Source organism: Xanthomonas indica, from assembly GCF_040529045.1.
Taxonomy (GTDB): Bacteria; Pseudomonadota; Gammaproteobacteria; order Xanthomonadales; family Xanthomonadaceae; genus Xanthomonas_A; species Xanthomonas_A indica.
Genome location: NZ_CP131914.1, coordinates 4,068,094 through 4,093,210 on the forward strand (window position 1 = coordinate 4,068,094; position 25,117 = coordinate 4,093,210).

The following is a 25,117-nucleotide window of genomic DNA, read 5'->3' on the forward strand; positions in this document are numbered from 1 at the left end:
GCGCTCCTGTCGGTAGCTGGTTAACCACAACATCCTAGAACAGCGCCCCCGATTCCCCATTCCCGATTCCCAATTCCCGGTGCTTGGGCTGCAGGCCCAGGTGCAGATAGGCCTTGTTGGTGGCCATGCGGCCGCGGGCGGTGCGGATCAGGTAGCCCTGCTGGATCAGGTAGGGCTCGATCACGTCCTCCAGGGTGCCGCGTTCCTCCGACAGCGAGGCGGCCAGCGACTCGACGCCGACCGGGCCGCCGTCGAAGTACTCGATGATGGTGCGCAGCATGCGCCGGTCCAGCTCGTCGAAGCCCTCGGCGTCGACCTTGAGCATCTGCGTGGCGGCCTGCGCCACCGCCAGGTCGATCTGCCCGCCGGCGCGGACCTGGGCGAAGTCGCGGACCCGCCGCAGCAGGCGGTTGGCGATGCGCGGGGTGCCGCGCGCGCGCCGGGCGATCTCGGCGCAGCCGTCGGCGTCGCAGGCGATGCCGAGGATGCTGGCGGAGCGGCGCACGATCTGCGCCAGCTCGTCCGGGGTGTAGAAGGCCAGGCGCTGGACGATGCCGAAGCGGTCGCGCAGCGGCGCGGTCAGCAGGCCGGCGCGGGTGGTGGCGCCGATCAGGGTGAACGGCGGCAGGTCGATCTTGATCGAGCGCGCGGCCGGGCCCTCGCCGATCATGATGTCGATCTGGAAGTCTTCCATCGCCGGGTACAGCACTTCCTCGACCACCGGTGACAGCCGGTGGATCTCGTCGATGAACAGCACGTCGTGCGGCTGCAGGTTGGTCAGCAGCGCGGCCAGGTCGCCGGCCTTCTCGATCACCGGGCCGGAGGTGACCCGCAGGTTGACCCCCAGCTCGTTGGCGATGACGTGGCTCAGCGTGGTCTTGCCCAGGCCCGGCGGCCCGAAGATCAGCACATGGTCCATCGCCTCGCCGCGCGCCTTGGCCGCCTCGATGTAGATCGACAGCTGCTCGCGCACCGGCTGCTGGCCGAGGTAGTCGTCCAGCCGCTTGGGGCGGATGCTGGCCTCGGCGACCTCATCCTCGCGGGTGGCGCTGCTGGCGATGATGCGGTCCATGGAAAGCCGGGATTGGGGAATCGGGAATGGGGAATCGAGCGGACAATAGTAGCGGTTGGCGGCACGGCTGGCGCCTACTTCCGTGGTCGCCGCTGCGTTTTTTCAGGCCGGACGCCGCGGCCGTTGCCTTTCCCTATTCCCCATTCGCGCTTTCCCATTCCCAAGGCCGCGACCCCGTCGCGGCCTCAGATCTCCACCTGCGCGCCCAGTTCCACCAAGCGGTTGCCGGGGATGCGGAAGAAGCCGGTGGCGGGGGCGGCGTTGCGGTGCATGATCGCGAACAGCTTGTCGCGCCAGATCGGCATGCCGCGGTTGGCGCTGGCCACGATGGTCTCGCGGCTGGCGAAATAGGTGGTGTCCATGGGGTCGAAGTAGATCCCGCCCTGGTCGCAGGAGCGCATCAGCGCCAGCGGCACGTCCGGGGTCTCCATGAAGCCGAAGCGCACGTAGACGCGGTAGAACTCGTCGCCGATCGCGTCGATCTTCAGCCGCTGCCCCGCCGCCGCGTACGGCACCTGCAGGGTCTCCACGGTCAGGAACACGTTGCGCTCGTGCAGCACCTTGTTGTGCTTGAGGTTGTGCATCAGCGCATGCGGCACCACCATCGGGTCGGCGGTCAGGAACACCGCGGTGCCGGGCACGCGCACCGGCGGCGCCAGCATCAGCCCGGGCAGGAAGGTGTCGAGCTTGATGCCGTCCTTGCGGATCTCGTCGTGCAGCAGCTTGCGGCCGCGGCGCCAGGTGCGCATCAGGGTGAACAGGATCAGGCCCAGCAGCAGCGGGAACCAGGCGCCGTCCAGGAACTTGATGATGTTGGCGTAGAAGAACGCGCAGTCCACCGCCAGGAACACCAGCGCGAACAGCCACAGCAGCGGCGCCGGCACCCGCGGGTTGGCGCGCGCGTAGATGACCATCAGCACGGTGGTGATCAGCATGGTGCCGGTCACCGAGACACCGTAGGCGGTGGCCAGCGAGGTCGAGTCGCCGAACCCGATCACCGCCACCACCACCAGCGCCAGCAGGCACCAGTTCACCGCCGGCACGTAGATCTGGCCGATGGTGGAGTGCGAGGTGTGGCGGATGTGCATGCGCGGGATGTAGCCCAACTGCATGGCCTGGCTGGCCACCGAGTAGGCGCCGGTGATCAGCGCCTGCGAGGCGATCACCGTGGCCGCGGTGGCCAGCACGATCATCGGGTACAGCGCCCACTCGGGCACCGCCTCGTAGAACGGGTTGCTGACCGCGGCCGGGTCGCGCAGCACCAGCGCGCCCTGCCCCAGGTAGGTCAGGGTCAGCATCGGCAGCACCACGAACTGCCAGGAGCGGCGGATCGCCTTGGCGCCGAAATGGCCCATGTCCGCGTATAGGGCCTCGCCGCCGGTGACCGCCAGCACCACCGCGCCGAGCACGAACACCGCGTGCCAGTTGTGTTCGGCGAAGAAGCGCACGCCCCACCAGGGATTCAGCGCATGCAGCACTTCCGGCGCGCGCGTCATGTTGTAGACGCCGATCGCGCCCAGCGCCACGAACCAGACCAGGGTGATCGGCCCGAACGCCTTGCCCACCCGCTCGGTGCCGTAGCGCTGGGCCATGAACAGCATCCCCAGCACCACCAGGGTGATCGGCACCACGAACGGCTCCAGCTTGGGCGCGGCCACCTCCAGGCCTTCCACCGCCGACAGCACCGAGATGGCCGGGGTGATGACGCCGTCGCCGAAGAACAGCGAGGCGCCGAAGATGCCGAGGATGCCGACCACGTACATCGAGCGCGAGCCGCCCGGCAGGGTCCGCTGCGCCAGCGCGGTCAGCGCCATGATGCCGCCCTCGCCGTCGTTGTCGGCGCGCATGATCACGGTGACGTACTTGACCGTGACCACCAGCATCAGCGCCCAGAACACCAGCGACAGGATGCCCAGCACGGTGTCGTGGTCCGGGGTCAGCCCGTAGTGCGGCGAGAACGCTTCCTTGAGCGTGTACAGCGGACTGGTGCCGATGTCGCCGAAGACCACGCCGATGGCGGTCAGCATCACCCCAAAGCCCGTCTTGGCGTGCGGATCGTGGCTGCCCGGGCGGGCGGCGGAACTGGAGGAGCTGGACATGGTGGGAAGAGTAGCGCCAGAACGTGAAGAAAGAGCGGGGAGCCGAGCCGACCGGGCGGTCAGCGCAGCGCCGCCTGCAGGGCCTTGCGGATCACCGTGGCGACCTCGTCGCCATCGGCGGCGGCGTCGCGCGCCATCTTCGCCGCCTCGGCCGGCTTGTAGCCGAGCTGCTGCAGCGCCACCGTGGCCTCGGACACCGCGTCGGTGCCCAGCTGCCCGGTCACCGGTGCGCCGCCGCTGAAGTCGGCCGCACGGTCGCGCAGTTCCACCACCATGCGCTCGGCGGTCTTCTTGCCGATACCGGGGATGCGGGTCAGCGCGGTGACGTCGGCGGCGGTGATCAGCCGCGCGAACTCGTCCACGCTGACCCCGGACAGCACCGCCAGCGCGATCTTCGCGCCGATCCCGCTGACCCGCTGCACGTCGCGGAACAGGCGCCGCTCGCCCTCGCGCAGGAAGCCGTACAGCGACACGCTGTCCTCCTTCTGCGCATAGTGGGTGAACAGGATCACGTCGCGACCGACGTCGGGCAGGTCGTAGAAGGTGCTCATCGGCGCCTCCAGCTCATACCCCACCCCACCCACGTCGATCACCAGCCACGGCGGCTGCTTGTAGGCCAGGATCCCGCGCAGACGGCCGATCACTTGGCGCCTCGTGCGAGGCGCCGGGACTGGGGAACAGGGAATGGGGAATGGGCAAAGCGGGGGGCCGCTTCACCGCTTCTGCTGTTCCGATTCCCGATTCCCGACTCCCGATTCCCGGCCTTTCTCATTTTCTACTCCACGCCTGCTGCGTGCTGACGCCCAGGCGCTGCGCGGTGGCGCGCACGTGGGCATGGGTGATGGCGACGGCCAGCGCGTCGGCGGCGTCGGCCTGAAGTTTGCCGGTCAGGCTCAGCATGAGACCGACCATGTGTTGCACTTGTTGCTTCTCCGCCGCGCCCTTGCCGACCACGGCGAGCTTGATCTCCTTGGCGGCGTACTCGTGCACCGGCAATTCGCGCAGCACCGCCGCGCAGATCGCCGCGCCGCGGGCGTGGCCGAGCTTCAGCGCCGCGTCGGCGCTCTTGCCCATGAACACCCGTTCGATCGCCACTTCCTGCGGGCGGTACTCCTCGATCAACGCGTCCAGCCCGAGCAGCAGGCGCTTGAGCCGCAAGGCGAAATCGCCCTCGCCCAGCAACACCAGCGGCGCATGGTGCACGTGCCGGGTACGGCCGGCCGCGTCCACGTCGATGATGCCCACGCCGGTGCGCTGCGAGCCGGGGTCGATGCCGAGGATGCGGGTGGAGCCGGGATTGGGGATTCGGGAATCGGGAATCGGGAAAGCAGCGCCCGTGCGGGCAGAGATGCCCGTGGCAGCCATCGACGTCTGCGATGCCTCCGGCACAGGCACGGCGCTCTTCCGGGTGCCGGGTCCCGGGCCCCGGGCCCCGGCGTTCATGGTGTCAGCCCCCGTCACTCAGCGCGGCCTGGTCCACGTTGGAATAGACGTTCTGCACGTCGTCCAGGTCTTCCAGCATGTCCAGCAGCTTGCGCACCTGCACCGCGGTGTCGCCGTCCACGGCGATGTCGTTGTCGGCGCGGAAGGTGATCTCGGCATGGTCGGCGGCCAGGCCGGCCGCGTCCATGGCGTCCTTGACCGCCTGGAACGCCTCCGGTGCGGTCAGCACGTCGATGGCGCCGTCCTCCGGATAGACCACGATGTCGTCGGCGCCGGCCTCGATCGCCGCCTCGGTGATCTTCTCCTCGTCGGCGCCGGCGGCGAAGCTGAGCACGCCCAGGCGCTTGAACATGAAGGCCACCGAGCCGTCGGTGCCCATGTTGCCGCCGCACTTGCTGAAGGCATGGCGCACGTCGGCCACGGTGCGCACGCGATTGTCGGTCAGGCAGTCGACGATCACCGCCACGCCGCCCGGGGCGTAGCCCTCGTAGCGCACTTCCTCGTACTCCACGCCTTCCAGTTCGCCGGTGGCCTTCTTGATCGCCCGCTCGATCACGTCCTTGGACATGTTGGAGGCCAGCCCCTTGTCCATCGCCACGCGCAGCCGCGGGTTGTTGGACGGATCGCCGCCACCGGCGCGCGCGGCGACGCCGATCTCGCGGATGATCTTGGTGAAAATCTTGCCGCGCTTCGCATCGGATGCGTTCTTGCGGGCTTCGATCGAGGGGCCTCTACCCATGGGGCGTTCCGGACAGTTGTAAGGACAAGGCGCGGATTTTACCTGATGCCGCGCACATCCCGGGGTTCGGCCACGCCGGCGAGCGGCCGCGCGTGCGACCGGCGCATGCGGCCCGTTCCCCGGGCGACGCCGGCGCCAGCGCGTGCCGGCCCGTGCTGCCTGTCAAACCTTGGCGGACTGTCTACCCATGCGCGCCGCATCGCTGCCAGAACTGTCACGCCCCACCGGGAGGCTGAACGCGTCAGTCGCGCCCGCCTCCCATCGCACTAGAAGGAGATACCCCATGTCCCGCAACACCCCCGCACCTGTCCCCTTCCTGTCGCTGGCCCTGCGCTGCCTGGGCCTGCTCGCCCTCGCTGCCCCGGGCCTGGCCAGCGCCCAGACCGATGCCTTCAGGGGCCGCTACAGCGCCGGCTTCACCACCTATGCGATCAGCGGCCAGGAACCCCGCGCGACAGGCAAGTACCCGGTCTACGTGCATATCGGCGGGACCGGCGAGAACTACCAGAGCAATTGGGCGATGGCCGCGGTGAACGCCGCGGCGGCCAAGGGCTTCGTGGCCGCCTCGGTGGAGTACGACAACGCCAGCTTCGGCAGCTGCGGCGTCATCGGCAACCGCGCCAAGGCCATCTTCGATGCGCAGAATCTCAACAGCGCCATCGCCCAGATTTGCGCCCGCGACAAGGCCGACTGCTCCAAGGGCGTGGTGACCGGCGGGCTCAGCCAGGGTTCGATCATCTCGGTGCTGGCGCACGACTACGAGCCGCGGGTCGCCGCCTCGTTCGGCCAGGGCACCGGCGCGACCTACACCGCCTACTACAACCTGGCGTCCTGCATCGCCGATGGCAACCACTCGCTGCCGTCCGATCGCCTGCGCATCATCAACGGCGAGCGCGACATGTTCGTCGGCGGCACCGAGAACATCGCCCGCACGCAGGCGCAACTGGTCACCGGCCTGCGCTGCGACGGGCAGCAGTCGTGCTTCCGCAGCAACGGCAGCGGCTGGTACATCGTCAAGGACCGGGAGGTGCAGGACCTCTACGCCGACCACTGCTTCATGGGCTTCGGCGGCTACCCCGGCACCCAGTGCGCGGGCATTCTGGTCGACGGCAACTACCGCAGCGGCACCGCCGCCTGGGCGCTCAACCCCACGCTGGACTGGTTGAAGACCTTCGTGACGCCATAAGGGGCGGCATCGCCCTGCACCGGCACCAAGGCGTCGCGGAGACAACGCGGCGCGGCCGGCGCCACAGGACGCCGGGTTCTGGCAGGCACCGCTCAGGCGGCGAAGCGGCCGTCGCGCAGGAACGCGGCGGTCTGCCGCGCGGCCTGTACCGAGAACAGCAGGCCGCTGTGGCTGGCGCGGACCCGGCAGTGATCGCCCAGGCCGGGCACGCGGGTTTCCGCCAAGGCCACGCTGCCGTCGGACTCGGGGCCGAGCGCAACGAAGCGCGCGCCCAGCCCACGCGGCACGGTGCCGGCGACCATGCCGACCTCGGCCCGCCCATCCCAAGGTGCCACGCCCTGCTGCAACAGCGCTGCGCTGCGGCCCAGCGCCAATCCGAGCCGCCGTTGCGCCAGGGCGCGCGCGGCGGCGCTGCCGGCCAGCGGACTACCCAGGCACACCACCCGGGTCACCGGGAGTGAGGGCGCCTGCCGCAAGGCCTGCAAGGCGATCAGGCCGCCGAGGCTATGCCCGACCAGCGCCACCGGACCGGTGGCGGCCATACGTTCGATGCGGGCCTGCAGCCGCGGGAGCGCGGCCTCCGCGCCGCCGAACGCGGTCGAATAGCCGAAGCTGGCCACGCACCAGCCATCGCGACGCAGGCGCAGCGCCAGCGGCAACAGCCAAGGCCGCGCGTTCCAGATGCCATGCAGCAACAGCACCTGCGGCCCGGCGGCCATGTGCGGTCAACCGCAGTTGGTGCGGACGATGTGATTGCTGCCATCCAGGAACACGTTGAGCCGGTCCAGGCGCAGATCGCGGGTCACCGCCTGGCCCGGTGCGATCGGCCGCACCACGCCGGCGCCGCTCTCCTTCCAGACCCGGCTCATGGTCGCCTGGGTCGCCTCCTGGCCGACCGCCCAGGCCACGGCCTCGACGTTGCAGCGGCCATCGCCCTGCACGGTCGGCCCGCCACTGGCCGGCTGCAGTTTGGCCGGCGGCGCGCACGCGGCCAGCAACGGCAACATGGCGGCGATTCCCATCCACGGTCGGAACATGACGCGTTCTCCTGCAGGCTGGACAGGCCAGCACTCTAGCGCGCCTGCGTTGCCGCGGTGTCGACGTGGTGGCGCCGGGCCGTGCCCGGCTGCAGGCCTCAGGCCGCGCGCGGCGGCCGACGCAGGATGAATTCCAGGTCGCGCACCTGCCCCACCGGGAACTCGTAGGTGCCGACCTTCTCGAAGCCGTAGCGGGCGTAGAAACGCTGCGCGCCCAGGTTCTCCGACCACACGCCGACCCACAGCGTGCGCGGGCCGTCGCGTTCCAGCCAGGCCAGCGCGGTCTCGAACAGCCGCGCGCCCCAGCCGCCGTTCTGGTGCGCGCGCAGCAGGTACAGCCGCTTCAGTTCGCCATCGCCGGGACGCACCTCGGCATGCGGCAGGCCGCAGGGACCGGCCGCGGCGTGCCCGACCACGGCGCCGTCGTGCTCGACCAGCCAGATCGCGTAGTCCGGATGCGCCAGCACCACCTGGGCGCGCTCCAGCGAATAGGCCTCGTCGAGGAAGGCCTGCAGGTCCTGCGCCGGATACAGATGGCCGAAGGTTTCGCAGAAGGTGGCCGCGGCGATGCGGGTCACCGCAGCGGCATCGTCCGGTGTGGCGCGGCGAATCAGCACGGTTCAGCGCGCCGGGTGCGCGGCGTCGGCGTCGGCCTCTTCGCCGTCGTCCTCGTCCTCGCCGTCTTCCTCGTCCTCTTCTTCTTCGTCGTCTTCCTCGTACTCGTAATCGTCCTCGCCGAAATCCTCGCCGTCCCAACGGCCCTCCGGATCCGGCACGAACGCCAGCGGCGCGTTGGCGCCGCTGCCGGCACGCACCAACCAGCCGCCGAACACGCGCGCGCGCTGGGTGACGATGGCCTCCACTGCGCCCTCGTTGCCGAGGGTTTCCCACTCCAGATTGAATGCGGTCTCGCTCATGTGTCGGCCTGCTACGGTTGGAAGAACGGGATCACTGCGCCTGCGGGCGCACCTGCACGTGCACCTCGGCGAGTTGCGCGTCGGCGATCGGCGACGGCGCGTCGGTCATCAGGTCCTGCGCGCCGGTGGTCTTGGGGAACGGAATCACGTCGCGGATCGACTCGGTACCGGCCATCAGCGCGGCGATACGGTCGATGCCGAAGGCGATGCCGCCGTGCGGCGGCGCGCCGTAGTTCAGCGCATCCAGCAGGAAGCCGAACTTGGCGCGCGCTTCCTCGGCGCCGATGCCGAGCAGCTCGAACACCGCGCTCTGCATGTCCGGGCGATGGATACGGATCGAACCGCCGCCGATCTCGTTGCCGTTGAGCACCATGTCGTAGCCGCGCGAGACCGCGGTCTTGGCGTGCGTGCGCAACTCGGCGATGTCGTCCACCGCCGGCGCGGTGAACGGGTGATGCAGGGCCACGTAGCGCTGCGCCTCCTCGTCCCACTCGAACATCGGGAAATCGGTGACCCACAGCGGCCGCCAGCCGTCGGCAATGAGGTTGAAGTCCTTGCCCGCCTTCAGGCGCAGCGCGCCCATGAAGTCGGAGACCTTGCCGTAGGCGCCGGCGCCGAAGAACACGATGTCGCCGTTGCCGGCACCAACGTGGGAGAGCAGCGCAGCGAACGCGGCCTCGCCGAAGAACTTCTGGATCGGCGAGCTGATCTCGCCGCTGTCGGCGATCTTGATGTAGGCCAGGCCCTTGGCGCCGTACTTGGCGGCGTGCGCGGCGTATTCATCGATCTGCTTGCGCGAGAGGCTGGCGCCGCCGGGAATGCGCAGCGCGGCGACGCGGCCATCGGGATCGGCGGCCGCGGCGCTGAACACCGCGAAGTCGCTGTCCTTGACCAGCTCGGCCACGTCGGTCAGCTCCAGCGCGATGCGCAGGTCCGGCTTGTCCGAGCCGTAGCGGCGCATGGCCTCGGCCCAGGTCATGCGCGGGAATTCGGCGGCCAGTTCGACGTCGACCACCTCCTTGAAGATGGCGCGGACCATCGCCTCGACGAAGTCCTGCACGTCGCGCTCGCGCACGAAGGCGAACTCCATGTCGAGCTGGGTGAACTCGAGCTGGCGGTCGGCACGCAGCGCCTCGTCGCGGAAGCAGCGCGCGATCTGGTAGTAGCGGTCGAAGCCGGCCACCATCAGGATCTGCTTGAACAGCTGCGGCGACTGCGGCAGCGCGTAGAACTCGCCCGGGTGCATGCGCGCCGGCACCAGGAAGTCGCGCGCGCCTTCCGGGGTGGCCTTGGTCAGGATCGGGGTCTCGATGTCCTGGAAGCCGCGCTCGTCCAGGTAGCGGCGCAACGCCTGCACCAGCTTGATGCGGGTGCGCTGCATGCGCTGCATCTCCGGACGGCGCAAATCCAGATACCGGTACTTCAGGCGGGTTTCCTCGCCCGGGTTCTCGTGCGCGTGGAACGGCAGCGGCGCGGCCTTGTTGAGCACGGTGATGGCGGTGGCGATGACCTCGACCTTGCCGCTGCGCAGCTTGTCGTTGACCGCATGCCGCGCGCGCACCACGCCCTCGACCTGCAGCACGTCCTCGTAGCCGAGGCTGGCGGCGACCTTGAACACCTCCGCGTTCTCCGGCTCCACCATCACCTGCACGATGCCTTCGTGGTCGCGCAGGTCGATGAAGCACACGCCACCGAGGTTGCGGGCCACGTCGGTCCAGCCGGCCAGGGTGACGGTTTGGCCGATCAGGGTCTCGTCGACCAGGCCGCAGAAGTGGGTACGCATCGCTAGCTCCAAACAGGGGGCGGCCGGCGCAGAAGGCGCCGGCAAGCCCGGTATTCTGCGGCGGCGCGTCGGCCCGGGCAAATCGCGCATGACTCATCCTGGCTTAAGTTGGCCTGCGGCTATAGTCCGCGCACCATTCACGGGGAGGAGAGAACCCATGTTGAAGCCCCTTGGCACCTGGCTGGTGATCGCCGCGCTGGCCCTGGCCAGCGCCCCGGCCGCGGCCCAGAGCGCCCGCGCCTACGCCCCGCAGGACCTGCGGCAACTGTCGATCCCCGGCCGGGTCCGGGTGATCGAGCGCGAATACGCCGATCAGTCGCGCGGTCGGCAGATTCCCGACGACCAGCTCGAGTTCTACCTGGACCAGATCGACCGCGGCTGGGGCTTCGGCAACATCCAGCAGGACATCGCCACCTCGCTGCGCGGCAGCGGCGGCGGCTGGCGGCAGGAACCGGGCTTCGACGGCCGCACCGTCGCCTGCTCCAGCAACGATCGCCGCCGCCAACAGTGCGCAACCCCGTTCCGCGGGCCTGCCCGCCTGGTCGGCACCCTCTCCGACTCGCCCTGCATCGAGGGCCGCACCTGGGGCTCGGCGCCGGGCGTGGTGTGGGTGGACCAGGGCTGCCGCGGCCGCTTCGTCGAAGGTCGCGGCGATTGGGGCGGCAACTGGGGCGGTGGCGGCGGTGGCGCGGCCGGCACCGTGCGCTGCGAGAGCCAGGACCAGCGCCAGCGCGTGTGCCCGACCGGCTGGCGCAACGCCATGCTGGTACGCCAGCTGTCGGACACCCGCTGCATCGAGGGCCGCACCTGGGGCTCGCGCGATGGCGCGGTGTGGGTCGACGACGGCTGCCGCGGCGAGTTCGCCCCGGGCCGCGGCGGTGGTGGCGGTGGCTGGGGACCGGGCCGGCCGCCGCTGGACAGCGGCTATACGGTGACCTGCAGCAGCGACGACAAGCGCCTGCGCACCTGCGCCTGGGACCGCCGCCAGGGCCGCCCGGTGCTGATCGAACAGCTGTCGGGCACCACCTGCGCGGAAGGCCGCAGTTGGGGCTACGAAGGCAATACGGTGTGGGTCAACGGCGGCTGCCGGGCACGCTTCGGCGCGCGTTGAGCAAGGCGAATGCGTGCCGCCCGCGATGTCGGGCGGCCCGACGCCGGCGTGAGACGTCGATTTCCAGGGGCGGCTCGTACCGTTTTTGGATGACCGCGACCGGGTGATGCCTGGTCGCGGCTGAAGCCGCTCCTACGATGAGCCGCGCGCCTGACGCGGCTTGGCCAGGGCGGGACTCAGGTCGCCGCAGGCTTGGCCGCGGCGGGCGCCGGCGCCGGGGCGGCGGCAGCCGCCGGCTTGGCCGGGGCGTCGGACGCAGGTGCAGCCGCGGGCTTGGCCTCGCTGCTGCCGCCGGTGCTGCCCGACTCGGCGAGGTTGCGCTTCTTGTCGCCGTCCTTCTTGAAGTCGGTCTCGTACCAGCCGCTGCCGGACAGGCGGAACGCCGGTGCGGTGAGCTGGCGCTTGACCGCCGGGGCGGCGCAGGACGGACAGGTCTCAGGATCCGGATCGGACAGTTTCTGCAGGCGGTCGAAGCTGTGACCGCATGCGGCACATTGGAAAGCGTAGATCGGCATGGCGGCAAAAACGCGAGAGCAACGGAGGCGGCCAGTATGGGGGCCGCACGCCGGCTTTCAAGCGCTCTCGCTCATGCCGGCCCGGGCTGGGGCCGCGGCGCCGCCTCCGGCGCGCCCACGGGCGGCGTTGGCGCCTCCGCTACCGGCGCCTCGGCGACCGGCGCGGCCGGCGCCGTCGGTGCCTGCGCCGACGCGGCATCCGCCGGCGCGGCCGGCGCCGCTTCCAGCGGGCTGACGTCGAACGGCATGCGCAGCAGCAGCGCCGGCAGCAGCGTGGTCAGGGCCGCGTACAGCAGCAGGGCGCCGAACAGGGCGTCGGCGATGGCGAAGCGGTCGCGCAGGATGCCGGCCAGCACCAGGGTGAAGATCAGCGTCGGCGACAGCGCCAGCGACACCCGCAGGCTGCTGCGCGCGCCTTCGCCGAACAGCACCCGCCGCTGCAGCCACAGAATGCCGATGCGCAGCGGCAGCACGCAGGCGGTCATGGCCAGGCCCAGGCCCAGCGCCTGCAGGCTCAACGCTCCGCTCGGCACCTTGGTGCCGGCATTGAAGAAGTAGAACGGCACGAAGAACGAGGCGAACAGGCGCACCGCCTGCAGGTTCTCGTCGGAGGCCAGCAGCGGCATGCGCTGGCGCAGCAGCCGCGCCACCAGCCCGGCGATGAACGCACCGACCAGGTAGTACACGCCCAGCGAATAGGTGATGTAGGCGGCGATCAGGCCGACCATCACCAGCAGCGAGAACTCCGACCCCGGCGCCTGCGGCGCCACCCAGCGCCCCAGGGCCACGAACAGCAGCGGCAGGCCGACCAGCATCGCCACCAGCGCCAGGCTGGACAGGCCCATCTGCCAGGGATCGCCGGCCTGCAGGATCACGAACAGCGCCGCCAGCGCCAGCAGTTCGCCGGCGATGGCCTTGCTGGTGACCCAGAAGCGTTCTTCCTCGTCCAGCCCCAGCCGCCCCAGCGACTCGATGATGAAACCGGTGGATGGGGTCAGCAGGGCCAGCGCCAGCAGCCCGGCCGCCTGCCACGGCAGCGCGGCGTAGCGCCAGGCCAGCCAGCCGACGCCGAACAGGGTGCCGCCGCGCACCACCAGGTGCAGCAGCAGCGGCCACAGGCCGCGGCGCAGCGCCTTCGGGTCCACTTCCAGGCCGGCGAACAGGAACAGCGACGAGATGCCGAGCGTGGCCAGCAGGGTCACCACCGGGTCGTGCGCGCGCGGCCCCATCGCCAGCATCGCGATGATGCCGAACAGCAGACAGGTCAGCGGCGCCGGCATCTTGAAGCGCTGCAGCGCGCGCGGGATCACCAGCAGGGCGAAGATCAGCAGCAGGTAGATCAGTTCGTGGCTCATCGGGCAGGAGGTTCCATCGCGGGCCCGCCAGCGGCGGCAGCGGCGATGATGCCGGTTCGCCCGTGTTGTGCGCCATCACGGCGAAGCGCCGGCTGCGGTCGCGGGCCCTGCGTAGCGTCTGCGTGCAGCGGCGCGTCCACGCGAGGCACTGCCTGCCTGCGGCGAATCCGCACCGCATGCAGGCATCCGTGCCCAACACGAACGCGTCACCGGCGCACACGCCGCGCACGCGAACGTCCTCCCAGGCAGCCGCGCAAACGCAACGGCTCCGCCTCGGCCGCCGCCCCTCCCCCGTTGCCGCTGCGCGTGGCTCGCGACATCGCCCTGTCTCGATTCATGCCGATTTGCGCATGATGCATGGATCCGCAAGATCCCGGTCATATGCACGAAACCGCTCGATCGGACCATGAGCGCCCCTCACGCAAGCCACGCAACCGATGACCGTTTCGGCGTATTTCCGCACCCCCGCCCCAACCCTGCTGGCCCTGGCGCTGGCCGCCAGCATCGCCTCCGCCCACGCCGCCGAGGCCGCCGACGCAGCGGAGCCCGCCGCGCCTGCCGACGGCAGCGACCGGGTCTCGACCCTGGACCAGGTGCAGGTGCTCGGCCAGGCCACCACCTACGCCAAGATCAACGTCAGCAAGGAGGCGCTGGACCGCCAGTTCGCGATGAGCAGCGTCAACGACGCGCTCAACGAACTGCCCGGCGTGATCGCCACCGAGGCCGATGCGTTCGGCTCCTCCGACTGGGGTACCCAGATCAGCATGCGCGGCTTCGTCACCAACCGCGACGACCAGCAGATCGGCACCACCATCGACGGCGTGCCCAACGGCGGCTCGGCCTACGGTGGCGGCTCCAAGGCCAACCGCTTCATCGACACGCTGGACCTGGAGACGGTGGAGGTCAGCCAAGGCACCGCCGACATCGCCTCGCGCTCCAACGAAGCGCTGGGCGGCACCCTCAACTTCCTCACCAGCGAACCGCTGGACCAGCAGCGCGTGCGCATGGCCTTCGGCATCGGCGACAACCAGGCGCGCAAGTACTACGCGCGCTACGACAGCGGCGACCTCGGCGGCACCCGCGCCTGGGTCAGCGGTTCGCATGCCAGCAACGACGACTGGATCGACGGCAGCGGCCACACCACCCGCGACCACCTGGCCGGCAAGTTCGTCAGCGACCTCGGCGCATGGACGCTCAGCGGCTACCTGTCCTACGACGATGCCAACGAATCCGAATACAGCAGCGTCACCCCGGCGCAATTCGCCACCGATCCGGACCACGACCTGCTCACCGGCAAGCTCACCGGCATCCCCTACTACGACCAGAACTACCGCTCCGGCTCGCGCGCGCTGCGCAAGAACACCTTCGGCTACCTGCGCGGCCTGTTCGACGGCGGCAACGGCTTCAAGGCCACCCTGACCGGCTACGCGCACCGCATGAAGGGCCGTGGCGACTGGATTCCGCCGTACCTGGTCGACGTCACCAACGACGGCGCGGGCCAGCCCGAGTCCGAATACACCGGCGGCCATACCGTGTACGGCGGCAGCGCGCTGGGCAAGCTCTACTTCGTCACCCCGGGCGGCGCGGCCGCGAGCATGCTGCCGGGCTGCGCCGACACCGCGACCCTGCCCGCCGAGTCCAACCCGGCCTGCTATCCGGCCGGCTCGCTGCCGGTGCAGTCCTACCGCCACAGCCACTACGACAACCAGCGCGGCGGCGTCACCGCCGACGTGGAATGGGCGCAGGACTTTGGTGGACTGCACAACACCGTGCGCGGCGGCCTGTGGCTGGAACGCTACGACCGCAGCGTCACCCGCGACTGGCACCGCCTGCTCAACGTCGGCACCAACATCGCCTTCGACCACGTGCCGTACTGGGTGCAGTTCAAGGACGACTACCGCACCGACGAGCAGATGTACTACGCCGAGGACGTGATGCGCTACGGCGACTTCGCCTGGCGCGTAGGCGTCAAGCAGTTCTTCGCCGACCAGACCCGCGACCGCCGCATCGGCGACGCGGCGCACATCGAATCGGATTCGCACTCCGATCCGCTGTTCTCCGCCGGCCTGACCTGGACCACGCCGATCAAGGGCGTGGAGGCCTTTGCCGGTTTCTCGCAGAACTTCGCCGCGATCCCCTCCGGCGTGCTCGGCGAGACCGATCCGCTGGTGCTGAGCAAGGTCAAGCCGGAAACCGCCGACAACATCGAGGTGGGCCTGCGCATGAGCCGCTGGCCGCTGACCGGGAGCATCACCCTGTACGACATCCGCTTCGACAACCGCATCGTCTACGTGCCGGCCAACTTCGTCACCGGCATCGACTACCTAGGCGAGACCGACGGCGTCTACGAGAACTTCGGCGGCGTGCACGCGCGCGGCGTGGAGCTGGCGCTGGGCTACGCCTGGGACAACGGCTGGCGGCTCAACGGCGCCTACACCTACAACAAGGCGACCTACCTGGGCAGCGGCAACGCCGCGCGCGACCAGGCGCTGGAGATCGCGCCGGGCTCGCAGGTGATCGGCCAGCCGCGCCAGACCCTGGTGCTGTCGGCCGACTGGCAGGGAGAGCGCTGGCACGGCGGCCTGTCCGGCCGCTACCTCGGCCGGCGTTACCTGGATGCGGCCAACAGCGCGGCGCTGGATGCGGTGACCACCTTCGACGCCAATCTCGGCATCGCCCTGGGCGGGCTGTCGCCGCAGTTGCAGCAGGCCAGGCTGGACCTGGTGATCAGCAACCTCACCGACAAGCGCTACCTCAACGGCGTGGACGGCAGCGACAGCGCCTTCATCGCGCCGCCGCGCACCGTCGGCCTGACCTTCATGGTCGACCTGTAACCGGCGCCGTGGCAGTCTCGCGGCGGCGGTCGATCCCGGCCGCCGCCGCGTTGCGTTTTCCCGGACCACCATGACCGACCAGACCCGCCGCCGGCTGCTCCGCGCCGGCCTCACCGCCAGCGCCGCCGCCCTGTTGCCGCCAAGCATCGCCCGCGCCGCGGCGATCGCCCCGGACGTGCGCAGCGGCACCCTCGATGACCTGCAGCACGTGGTGATCCTGATGCAGGAGAACCGCGCCTTCGACCATTACTTCGGCAGCCTGGCCGGCGTGCGCGGCTTCGGCGACCGCTTCCCGATCCCGGCACCGACGCTGCCCGGCATCGCCCCGCGCACGGTCTGGCTGCAACCCAGCGCCGACGGCAGCCGCCAGTTGGCGCCGTTCCCGCTGCGCACCGCGCACAATTTCGCCACCATGCGCGTGCAAGGCACGCCGCACACCTGGCCGAACGCGCAGCAGGCCTGGGATCACGGCCGCATGGGCCAGTGGCCGGCGGCCAAGCGCGACCACGCGCTGGCCTATTACGAACGCGATGACCTGCCGTTCCAGTTCGCCCTGGCCGAGGCGTTCACCGTGTGCGATGCCTACCACTGCGCGATCCAGGCCGGCACCAATCCGAACCGCGTGTTCCTGTGGACCGGGCAGAACGATCCGCACGCCCGCGCCGGCGGCCCGGTCATCGCCAACTCACACGACAACTTCCCGGAACTGGGCGGCGACCCGGACGACTACCGCTGGCCCAGCTATGTCGAGGCGCTGCAGCAGGCCGGCGTGTCCTGGCAGATCTACCAGGACATGGCCGACAACTTCACCGACAACCCGCTGGCCGGCTTCGCGCCGTTCCGCGCGGCCTGGCGCGGTGCGCCCGGGCACGACCCGCAGTTGCGCGCACGCGGCGTCTCCAGCCGCAGCCTGGCCCAGTTGCGCGAAGATGTATTGGCGGCGCGGCTGCCGTCGGTGAGCTTCATCATCGCCGACGCCGCCGGCAGCGAGCATCCCGATCCGTCCAGCCCGGCGCAGGGTGCGGCCTACACCGCGCGCGTGCTCGACGCGCTGACCGCCGACCCCAAGGTATGGGCGCGCACCGCGCTGCTGCTGATGTTCGACGAGAACGACGGCTTCTTCGACCACGTGCCGCCACCGGCGCCGCCTTCGCCCGACCCGTCCGCGGCCGGCGGCCGGGCCGGCGCTTCCAGCGTCGACACCGACGGCGAATACCATCTGCACCCGGCGCCGGGCGACGCCAAGGCCGACCCGCCGGAACTGCGCGGGCGTCCCTACGGCCTCGGTCCGCGCGTGCCGCTGTACGTGATCTCGCCGTGGAGCCGCGGCGGCTGGGTCGATTCGCAGGTCTACGACCACACCTCGGTGCTGCGTCTGCTGGAACGCCGCTTCGGCGTCGCCGCCAGCGGCGTGAGCGCGTGGCGCCGCGCAGTCTGCGGCGATCTGCTCGACGCCTTCGATTTCCGCCAGGCCGATACCCGCCCCTTCGTCGCCGACCTGCCCGACGTGCGCGCGGCAGCAGCGCGTGCCGCCGCATTGCACGAGCACGCACTGCCGCCGCTGCCAGCGCAGGTGCAGGCGCCGCGCCAGGCGTTCGGCGTGCGCCGCGCGCGTGCCCTGCCGTATCGGCCGACGGTGCAGCTGCAGTACGGACGCGAACGCGGCGAGGTGCAACTGCACATGGCCAACACCGGGGCGGCAGCGGTGCTGCACGTGTACGACCGCTACGACCTGGCCGCGATCCCGCGCCGCTACACCGTCGGCGCCGGCGCGCCCCTGGACGGCACCTGGACCACCTACGACGGCGACTACGACCTGTGGCTGCTCGGCCCCAACGGCTTCCACCGCCACTACCGCGGCGACCTGAGCGCCCCGCTGCTGCAGGCGGACATCACCCAGGACCCGGACGATGCGCAGGCGCTGTGCCTGCTGTTGCGCAATCCTGGCACCGCGCCACTCAGCGTGTCGCTCGAACCGGCCGCCTACGCTCAGGCACAACCCCGCCAACGCGTGACACTGGCACCCGGCACCGAGCAGCGCATGCGCTGGAGCGCCAGGCCGAGCGGCGGCTGGTACGACCTGTGGCTGGTCCAGGACAACGCCCGCCAGCGCCTGGCCGGCCGCGCGGAAACCGGCAAGCCCGGCATCAGCGACCCGGCGATGGGCGGACCGGCGCGGCTGTACCAGGAGAGCCCGCCCAACTATCAAGGCCCCGGACCCGTCTGAGGCGGGCGGGATTGGGAATTAGGGATTGGGGATTCGCGAAAGCGCAATCCGCGCGCTGACACGCTTTTGCCAATCCCGAATCCCTAATCCCTAATCCGGCTCTCAAGCACCCCGATCGTCCGCAGCCAGGTCTCCACCAGCTGCGGCCACTGCGCGATCGGCAGGTTCTTGGCGCGCAGGCCGAAGGCATGGCCGCCCTTGGCGTAGATATGCATTTCCGTCGGCACGTCGGCGTGGTTGAGCGCGACGAAGTACGCCAGCACCTGCGAGATGCCGTCCACATAGTCGTCCTGGGCCTGCAGCAGGAAGGTCGGCGGGGTGTCGGCGACCACGCGGATGTCCGGACGCAAGGCCAGATCGGTGAAATCGCGGGTGTCGGCGTCCTCGTCCTCGTGCACCCACAGATGGCCCGGATACACGGCGATGGCGAAGTCCGGGCGGCAGCTGACGCGATCGGCGGCATCCACCAGCGGGTAGGTGCGCTGGGCGAAGTGCGTGCTCACCGCGGCCACCAGGTGGCCGCCGGCGGAAAAGCCCATCACCCCGATCTTGTGCGGGTCCACGCCCCAGGTCGCGGCCTGCTGGCGCACCAGGCCCAGCGCGCGCTGCGCGTCCTGCAGTGCGGTCTGCACCTTGGGGTAGTAGCGGCGGTCGTCGACCCAGGTCGGACCCGAGTTCGGCACGCGGTACTTCAGCAACACGCAGGTGATGCCGCGCGAGACCAGCCAGTCGCAGATCTCCGTGCCCTCCAGGTCCATCGCCAGCATCTGGTAGCCGCCGCCAGGAAACACCACCACCGCGGCGCCGGTGTTGTGGCCCTGCGCCGGGTACACGGTCATGGTCGGCCGGCTGACGTTGTCGATCCTGGCTCCGGGTCCGGCCGATTCCGGCTTCGGATGCGGCACTGCATCCGGCACCGCGCCGGGCCAGATCGGCACCTGCACGTGGCCCGGCGTGGGCTCCCAGACCCGCGCCTGCGCGGCGTGGGCAAACAGACCGAGGGCGATGGCCAAGGAACAGCACACGAATCGACGCATGGGACGCTCCGAACAGGATGGGGAATGGAAGGAACCGCACGATCAGGGGGCAAGGCCGCGGCGGCTGTGGCCGTTGGATACGACGCAGGCGATCGCGCGCGGCATCGGCACGATCGCGCCGCCAGTGATCGCCAGCGGCGTCCGGCAGGAATGGCTGTTGTCCCCGTTTGTGGGATCAGCCGCGACGGACCTTCCCGGTAAAGCCCGTCGCGGCTGAAGCCGCTGCTACGGAAGAGCGACCTGCATCCGATGCGATTGTGGCGAACGCAGGTGCCATGGCGCGCACAAGGCAGACTAGGCGGCGCGTGGCGCCTGCGCCGGCAGCGAGGCCACGACCGCCTGCGCCACCGCCTTGAGCGCAGCATCGCGACCGGCGCTGTCGACCGTGGCGCCGTTGAGATACGCCGTCAGCAGCAGCGGCGTGGCCCGCCCCGGCGCCCACACGATGGCGATATCGTTGCGGGTATCGGTGCCGTTGCTGCCGGTCTTGTCGCCGATACGCCAGCCCGCCGGCAAGCCGGCACGCAAGCAGTCGTTGCCGGTGCGGTTGTCGCGCATCCAGGCGATCAGGCGCTGCCGCGACGCGGGCTGCAGCGCCTCGCCGAGCAGCAGGGTGCGCATCGTCGCGGCCATCGCAGCGGGCGTGGTGGTGTCGCGCAGATCGCCGGCGACGAAATCGTTCATGCCCGGCTCGTTGCGGTCCAGCTGGGTCTGCGTATCGCCCAGCGCACGCAGGAAGCGGGTCACGCCGGGCGGGTCGCCGACCAGCGGCAGCAGCAGGTTGGCGGCGGTGTTGTCGCTGTAGATCATCGCCGCGCGGCACAGCTCGACCACGCTGAGCGTGCCGCCGACATGGCGCTCGGACACCGGCGCATTCGCCAGCAGATCCGCCTTGCGCACCGGCACGCGCCGCTCCAGGGCCAGTTCGCCGCGATCGACCCGCTGCAGCACCGCCCCCGCCAATAGAAATTTGAAGGTACTGCACAGCGGGAAGCGCTCGTCCTGGCGCTGTCCGCCGAGCGTCGCGCCGCTGCCGTCGAGCAGGCTCACGCCGAGCCGGCCGCCGCTGCGGCGCTCGATCTCGGCCAGCCGCTGCTGCAGCGTTTGCGCTGGGTTTTGCGCCGTTTTCGCCTGTACCGCAGCCATCGCCAGCAGGCTCGCGCCCATGCCCACGCCCTGCAGGAACCGTCGTCTCGTCAGCATCATCCACCTCCGTCGGGAGCCAGGATGATGGCCGCATTGACCCGCCCCCACCAGCGAGGTTATTCAATCGCACCCATGAGCCGAATTGATACCTAGCAATGACCCGCCCGCACCTGCCGCTGAACGCGCTGCGCGCCTTCGAGGCCGCGGCGCGGCACCAGAACCTGACCCGTGCCGCTGCCGAGCTGTGCGTCACCCAGGCCGCGCTGAGCCACCAGATCAAGCACCTGGAGGCGCGCCTGGGCGTGGTCCTGTTCCAGCGTCTGCCGCGCGGCGTGGCCCTGACCGACGAGGGCCTGCGTCTGCATCCGGTGCTGACCGAGGCCTTCGACCGCATCGCCGGGACGCTGCAGCGCTTCGCCGGCGGCCGCTACCGCGACACCCTGAGCGTGGGCGTGGTCGGCACCTTCGCGGTCGGTTGGCTGCTGCCGCGGCTGGACGCCTTCCACGCCGCGCATCCGGATATCGAGCTGCGCGTGTACACCCACAACAACCGGGTCGACCTGGCCGGCGAAGGCCTGGACCTGGCGATCCGCTTCGGCGACGGCGACTGGCAGGGGCAGAGCGCCACGCCGATCCTGGACGCCCCCTTCGCACCGGTCTGCGCGCCGGCGCTGGCACCGCGGCTGCGCACGCCCGCGGACCTCGCCAGGACCACCCTGCTGCGCTCCTACCGGCTGGACGAATGGCCGCGCTGGCTGCAGGCCGCCGGTGCGCCCGAGGTCCAGGCCGGCGGCCCGATCTGCGACGCCTCGCTGACCCTGGCCAGCATCGCCGCGGCCGGCCACGGCGTGGCCCTGCTGCCACTGCGGCTGTTCGCCCAGGATCTGGACGCCGGGCGCCTGGTCTGTCCGTTCACCACCCGGATCGACCTGGGCCGCTACTGGCTGACCCGGCTGCGCTCGCGCGCGGAAAGCGACGCCGGGCGGCGCCTGCGCACGTGGTTGCTGGCCGAACAGGCGCTGCACCCGGATTGAGCGGCGCCGCCAGCGCTGCACGTCGCGCCGCAGGCCACTGCCGCCCATCTGGCATGCGCCTTGCCTCCCTTACCAGCAGGGCCTGACAGCGATGTGAAGAATTTGTGCACTGCCGCTTGGCGGGCGTGTAGACACGAAATATGATCCTGGTCGCAGTGGCAATGTGCGCCGGGGATGGCGCTCACCGTTCAGGGGGAAACATGCTGATGAACCGTGTTGTCCTGACCGCCCGTCCGGGCCTGGTCTCGCGTGACGTCGTGCTGGCAGCCGCATTGAGCTGCCTGTGTGTACTGCATCTGGCCTACTTCCTGCGCGGCGGCGCCAGCGAATGGCACTGGGCGCTCAGCGCCGCGGGCCTGGCGCTGATGGCGCTCAAGGCCGGTCTGCGGCCGACGCCGACCGCCCGCCCCTCGCTGCAGAGCCTGCGCTCGCGCACGCCGCTGGACTGGGCCGCGATCGCCGGCGGCCTGCTGGTCGTGGCCAGCGCCGCCGCCTGAGCGTTACAGACCGGCGCTCTCGCGCTCTGGCCTCGCCTGGAGCCGCGTCAAGAAGCGACTGAAGCCCCTCTCCCACCGGGAGATGGGTTGGGGTGAGGGTACGCCGGCATGCACGGCCGGCTGCCCTGACTCCCTGGCACCCGCACCCTCATCCGCCCCTTCGGGGCACCTGCTCCCGCAGGGAGAAGGAATCGCTGGCTCGGCGGGAATCATCCGTGCCTTGGCGGCGCAACCATCGCCGCGCCGCATCCGCGGGAACAGACCCGCCCGGACATCCACCGCTCCCGTCTCTCCAGCGCATGCCCTAGCCGCGCCACTCGCTACACGGTGCGCTTGCCGGCATCGCCGCCGACCTGCGCCGCCACCAGTTGACGGAACGCATCGCGCTGCGCGGCATCGGCGAACCAGGCCGTCGGCACCAGGTCGAACAGGATGTCGTTCTGGTACAGCATCAGCACCTGCGAACTCTCGCGATAGCGCACGTAGTCGCGCCAGGAACGACGCACGTGGCCATCCGCCCAGGTGACCTCCAGGCCGGCCTCGTCCCAGCGGTAGGTGAGGCGATGCCGCAATGCCGCCTGTTGCGCATACAGGCGCCGCACCTTGCGCGGCATCGTCCATGCCGACTGGATGGTCTGGCCGATCAAGCCACCGCCACCGGCACCCGCCAGCACGATGCCGAGCATGGCCATACCGGAGCCATGCCGGGCAAAAGCGAACAGCATCAATCCGCCCAGCAGCAACGCCGCCATCGCCAGCAGCACGCGCCGCAGCGCGCACCGTTGATGCAGGCGCTGCGCGGCCAGGTAATCCTCCACCGTGATGCTGCCGCTGATCATGCCGCTCCTCCTCGCGCTGTCGTGCAGGGCCGGGCACGGAGCGTGCCACGCACGGCAGGATCGGTGCAAAGCGGCCCAGTGCCGCACTGCGCCGCCGACGAGACTGAATTCACGATGGTCCGCGGGCGACTCGGCGGGTGCCCGGCGTACGCGTGCGGGCCACCTTCGCGGCCGTGCACCGGCCAGGAGACTTACGGCGCGTTTCAGGCGCCGTCGATCAGCTCCATCCACGTCTGCTCGGCCTGGGCCAGGTCGCGCGCGGCGGCCTCGCGCTCGCGGCCCAGCACCGCCATCTTCTCCGCATCGGCGTAGTGCTTGGGATCGGCGAGTTGGCGGTCGAGCTCGGCCAGGGTCGCTTCCAGTTCGCCCACGCGCTTCTCGGCGGCGGCCAGCTTGTGCGGGTTCGGCGGCTTCTTCGCCGGCAGCGGCTTGACCGGCGGCGGCGGGGTCGGCGCGGCCTCGGCCAGTTTCTGCTTGGTGCCCTGCGCGGCCGGCCGCGTGCGCAGCCACGCGGCGTAGGCGTCGAGGTCGCCGTCGAACGGCTCCACCACGCCATCGGCCACGCGCCAAAAGGTATCGCAGACCAGGCCGATCAGGTGGCGGTCGTGCGAGACCATCACGATCGCGCCCTCGAAATCGCTCAAGGCCTCGGCCAGCGCCTCGCGCATCTCCAGGTCGAGGTGGTTGGTCGGTTCGTCGAGCAGCAGCACGTTGGGCTGCTGCCAGGCGATCAGCGCCAACGCCAGGCGCGCGCGCTCGCCGCCGGAGAAGCCATCGACCGGCTCGAACGCGCGGTCGCCGGGGAAATTCCACTTGCCGAGGAAATCGCGGAACGCCTGGTTGCTGGCCTCCTTGTCGATCTCGCGCATGTGGTCCATCGGCGATTGCCCTTCGTGCAGCGACTCCACCGTGTGCTGGGCGAAGTAGCCGATGCGCAGGTCCGGATGCGCCATGCGCTCGCCGGCGATCGGCGGCAGTTCGCCGACCAGGGTCTTGACCAGGGTGGTCTTGCCGGCGCCGTTGGGGCCCAGCAGGCCGATGCGCTGGCCGGCCTCCAGGCCGAAGCCGACGTTGTGCAGGATCACCGCGTCCGCGCCATAGCCGGCCTCGGCGTGGTTGAGGCGGATCAGCGAGAACGGCAGCTTGGCCGGCGGCGCCAGTTCGATGCGGAACTCGCGTTCGGCGCGCACCGCCTCGGTGCCGGCCAGCTTCTCCAGGCGCTTCATCCGGCTCTGCGCCTGCGCCGCCTTGGACGCCTTGGCCTTGAAGCGGTCGATGAAGCTCTGCAGGTGGGCGCGCTCGGCCTGTTCCTTCTCGTGCGCGATCTGCTGCTGGCGCAGCTGCTCGGCGCGCTGGCGCTCGAAATCGGTGTAGCCGCCGGTGTACAGCTTGGCGCCGCCGTTGTGCAGATGCAGGGTATGGGTGGCGACGTTGTCGAGGAACTCGCGGTCGTGCGAGATCAGCAGCAGCGTGCCCGGATACTTCAGCAGCCACTGCTCCAGCCAGTACACCGCGTCGAGGTCGAGGTGGTTGGTCGGTTCGTCGAGCAGCAACAGGTCGCTGGGCATCATCAGCGCGCGCGCCAGGTTCAGGCGCACGCGCCAGCCGCCGGAGAACGAGGACACCGCGCGCTGGTGTGTCTCGGCCGGGAAGCCGAGGCCGTGCAGCAGCTTGCCGGCGCGCGCCTCGGCATCGTAGGCGCCCATCTCGGCCATCTTGGTGTGCGCCGCGGCGACCGCCTCCCAGTCCTCGCGCGCGGTCGCCTCGGCCTCTTCGGCCAGCACCGCGGCCACCGCGGTGTCGCCGCCGAGCACGAAGCTCAGCGCCGGGTCCGGCAGCGACGGGGTTTCCTGGGCGACGCTGGCGATGCGCACCTTGCCGGGCAGGTCGACGTCGCCCTTGTCGGCCTCCAGTTCGCCCTTCACCGCCGCGAACAGGCTGGACTTACCGGCCCCGTTGCGGCCGACCACGCCCACCCGGTAACCGGCATGCAGGGTGAGGTCGACATTGGACAACAGCAGCCGCTCGCCGCGGCGCAAGGCGAAATTACGTAGGGAAATCAAGGCAGGGCACTCGGCTAGCGAGGCGGAAGTGTAGCCGCTTCGCCCGCGCCGGCCCACCTGCGAGGCCACCCTGCCCTGTCCGGGGCCGCCCCCGGCGCCCCGCAAAAAACCGACCCAGGTCCATTTTTGTATACGCGCCGGCGTGAAAAACGGATTTCAATCCGATGGCACGCGCTGCATCGC

General features: G+C 70.4%; 23 protein-coding genes. 7 read left to right on the forward strand and 16 right to left on the reverse strand.

From position 1 onward, the window contains the following. Positions 1 to 34 precede the first annotated feature (34 nt). From ruvB to Q7W82_RS17595, 5 genes are all read right to left on the reverse strand, one after another. Entirely contained in the window at positions 35 to 1,072 is a 1,038-nt protein-coding gene (gene ruvB, locus Q7W82_RS17575; RefSeq protein WP_242161133.1) for a Holliday junction branch migration DNA helicase RuvB, read from the reverse strand. Between the two features lie 185 nt (positions 1,073 to 1,257). Next, positions 1,258 to 3,099, reverse strand: a complete 1,842-nt coding sequence (locus Q7W82_RS17580) for a potassium transporter Kup (RefSeq protein WP_242161157.1) — start codon at positions 3,097 to 3,099, stop codon at positions 1,258 to 1,260. 131 nt (positions 3,100 to 3,230) lie between these two features. Continuing rightward, a complete protein-coding gene (gene ruvA / locus Q7W82_RS17585) occupies positions 3,231 to 3,815 on the reverse strand; it encodes a Holliday junction branch migration protein RuvA (protein ID WP_010344317.1) in 585 nt (194 codons plus the stop codon). Positions 3,816 to 3,939: 124 nt separating this feature from the next. Then, positions 3,940 to 4,536 carry a crossover junction endodeoxyribonuclease RuvC gene (gene ruvC, locus Q7W82_RS17590; RefSeq protein WP_242161134.1) on the reverse strand — a complete coding sequence of 199 codons (597 nt, stop codon included), beginning with the start codon at positions 4,534 to 4,536 and terminating at the stop codon, positions 3,940 to 3,942. Between the two features lie 82 nt (positions 4,537 to 4,618). Then, a complete protein-coding gene (locus tag Q7W82_RS17595) occupies positions 4,619 to 5,353 on the reverse strand; it encodes a YebC/PmpR family DNA-binding transcriptional regulator (RefSeq protein ID WP_010344319.1) in 735 nt (244 codons plus the stop codon). A 283-nt stretch (positions 5,354 to 5,636) separates the two neighbouring features. On the opposite strand from Q7W82_RS17595, the gene Q7W82_RS17600 reads away from it, so the two are divergent. Beyond that, positions 5,637 to 6,539: a hypothetical protein gene (locus Q7W82_RS17600; RefSeq protein WP_242161135.1), complete on the forward strand. Its 903-nt coding sequence runs from the start codon at positions 5,637 to 5,639 to the stop codon at positions 6,537 to 6,539. 92 nt (positions 6,540 to 6,631) lie between these two features. Here Q7W82_RS17600 and Q7W82_RS17605 read toward each other — a convergent pair whose 3' ends face one another. The 5 genes from Q7W82_RS17605 to aspS all read right to left on the reverse strand — a co-directional run bounded on the left by Q7W82_RS17605 (position 6,632) and on the right by aspS (position 10,276). After that, on the reverse strand, positions 6,632 to 7,258 hold the full coding sequence (locus tag Q7W82_RS17605; RefSeq protein ID WP_242161136.1) for an alpha/beta hydrolase: 627 nt from the start codon (positions 7,256 to 7,258) through the stop codon (positions 6,632 to 6,634). Between the two features lie 6 nt (positions 7,259 to 7,264). Beyond that, complete coding sequence (locus Q7W82_RS17610) at positions 7,265 to 7,576, reverse strand: I78 family peptidase inhibitor (protein ID WP_242161137.1); 312 nt, start codon at positions 7,574 to 7,576, stop codon at positions 7,265 to 7,267. Between the two features lie 98 nt (positions 7,577 to 7,674). After that, the gene (locus tag Q7W82_RS17615) at positions 7,675 to 8,193 is read right to left on the reverse strand and encodes a GNAT family N-acetyltransferase (protein ID WP_160946517.1); all 519 of its coding nucleotides are present in this window, start codon (positions 8,191 to 8,193) and stop codon (positions 7,675 to 7,677) included. A gap of 3 nt (positions 8,194 to 8,196) precedes the next feature. Beyond that, positions 8,197 to 8,493 (reverse strand): DNA primase, encoded by a 297-nt coding sequence (locus Q7W82_RS17620; protein ID WP_242161138.1) that lies wholly within the window; start codon positions 8,491 to 8,493, stop codon positions 8,197 to 8,199. Positions 8,494 to 8,524: 31 nt separating this feature from the next. Beyond that, on the reverse strand, positions 8,525 to 10,276 hold the full coding sequence (gene aspS, locus Q7W82_RS17625) for an aspartate--tRNA ligase (RefSeq protein ID WP_242161139.1): 1,752 nt from the start codon (positions 10,274 to 10,276) through the stop codon (positions 8,525 to 8,527). Between the two features lie 157 nt (positions 10,277 to 10,433). Here aspS and Q7W82_RS17630 point away from each other — a divergent pair, with 157 nt between their 5' ends. Next, a complete protein-coding gene (locus Q7W82_RS17630) occupies positions 10,434 to 11,387 on the forward strand; it encodes a DUF3011 domain-containing protein (protein WP_242161140.1) in 954 nt (317 codons plus the stop codon). 176 nt (positions 11,388 to 11,563) lie between these two features. Here the strand turns inward: Q7W82_RS17630 and Q7W82_RS17635 are convergent, their stop codons facing one another. Both Q7W82_RS17635 and Q7W82_RS17640 read right to left on the reverse strand, forming a co-directional pair. Continuing rightward, positions 11,564 to 11,902 carry a zinc ribbon domain-containing protein gene (locus Q7W82_RS17635; protein ID WP_242161141.1) on the reverse strand — a complete coding sequence of 113 codons (339 nt, stop codon included), beginning with the start codon at positions 11,900 to 11,902 and terminating at the stop codon, positions 11,564 to 11,566. A gap of 71 nt (positions 11,903 to 11,973) precedes the next feature. Further along, positions 11,974 to 13,257: a cation:proton antiporter gene (locus Q7W82_RS17640; protein WP_242161142.1), complete on the reverse strand. Its 1,284-nt coding sequence runs from the start codon at positions 13,255 to 13,257 to the stop codon at positions 11,974 to 11,976. Between the two features lie 491 nt (positions 13,258 to 13,748). Here Q7W82_RS17640 and Q7W82_RS17645 point away from each other — a divergent pair, with 491 nt between their 5' ends. Both Q7W82_RS17645 and Q7W82_RS17650 read left to right on the forward strand, forming a co-directional pair. Next, entirely contained in the window at positions 13,749 to 16,091 is a 2,343-nt protein-coding gene (locus Q7W82_RS17645) for a TonB-dependent receptor (protein WP_311195517.1), read from the forward strand. Positions 16,092 to 16,161: 70 nt separating this feature from the next. After that, the gene (locus tag Q7W82_RS17650; RefSeq protein ID WP_242161144.1) at positions 16,162 to 18,318 is read left to right on the forward strand and encodes a phosphocholine-specific phospholipase C; all 2,157 of its coding nucleotides are present in this window, start codon (positions 16,162 to 16,164) and stop codon (positions 18,316 to 18,318) included. An 83-nt stretch (positions 18,319 to 18,401) separates the two neighbouring features. On the opposite strand, the gene Q7W82_RS17655 is transcribed toward Q7W82_RS17650, so the two are convergent. Beyond that, positions 18,402 to 19,331: an alpha/beta hydrolase gene (locus Q7W82_RS17655; protein WP_242161145.1), complete on the reverse strand. Its 930-nt coding sequence runs from the start codon at positions 19,329 to 19,331 to the stop codon at positions 18,402 to 18,404. 22 nt (positions 19,332 to 19,353) lie between these two features. On the opposite strand from Q7W82_RS17655, the gene Q7W82_RS17660 reads away from it, so the two are divergent. Further along, positions 19,354 to 19,572, forward strand: coding sequence for a hypothetical protein (locus Q7W82_RS17660; protein WP_353949496.1), 219 nt, complete (start codon positions 19,354 to 19,356; stop codon positions 19,570 to 19,572). A gap of 77 nt (positions 19,573 to 19,649) precedes the next feature. Here the strand turns inward: Q7W82_RS17660 and bla are convergent, their stop codons facing one another. Further along, the gene (gene bla, locus Q7W82_RS17665) at positions 19,650 to 20,558 is read right to left on the reverse strand and encodes a class A beta-lactamase (protein ID WP_242161147.1); all 909 of its coding nucleotides are present in this window, start codon (positions 20,556 to 20,558) and stop codon (positions 19,650 to 19,652) included. Between the two features lie 98 nt (positions 20,559 to 20,656). Between bla and Q7W82_RS17670 the strand changes: the two genes are divergently transcribed. Beyond that, a complete protein-coding gene (locus Q7W82_RS17670) occupies positions 20,657 to 21,535 on the forward strand; it encodes a LysR substrate-binding domain-containing protein (protein WP_242161148.1) in 879 nt (292 codons plus the stop codon). Positions 21,536 to 21,741: 206 nt separating this feature from the next. Then, complete coding sequence (locus Q7W82_RS17675) at positions 21,742 to 22,032, forward strand: hypothetical protein (protein ID WP_237473104.1); 291 nt, start codon at positions 21,742 to 21,744, stop codon at positions 22,030 to 22,032. A 320-nt stretch (positions 22,033 to 22,352) separates the two neighbouring features. On the opposite strand, the gene Q7W82_RS17680 is transcribed toward Q7W82_RS17675, so the two are convergent. After that, positions 22,353 to 22,871 (reverse strand): YcxB family protein, encoded by a 519-nt coding sequence (locus tag Q7W82_RS17680; protein ID WP_242161149.1) that lies wholly within the window; start codon positions 22,869 to 22,871, stop codon positions 22,353 to 22,355. A 203-nt stretch (positions 22,872 to 23,074) separates the two neighbouring features. After that, entirely contained in the window at positions 23,075 to 24,934 is a 1,860-nt protein-coding gene (locus Q7W82_RS17685) for an ABC-F family ATP-binding cassette domain-containing protein (RefSeq protein WP_242080618.1), read from the reverse strand. Positions 24,935 to 25,117: the final 183 nt, after the last annotated feature.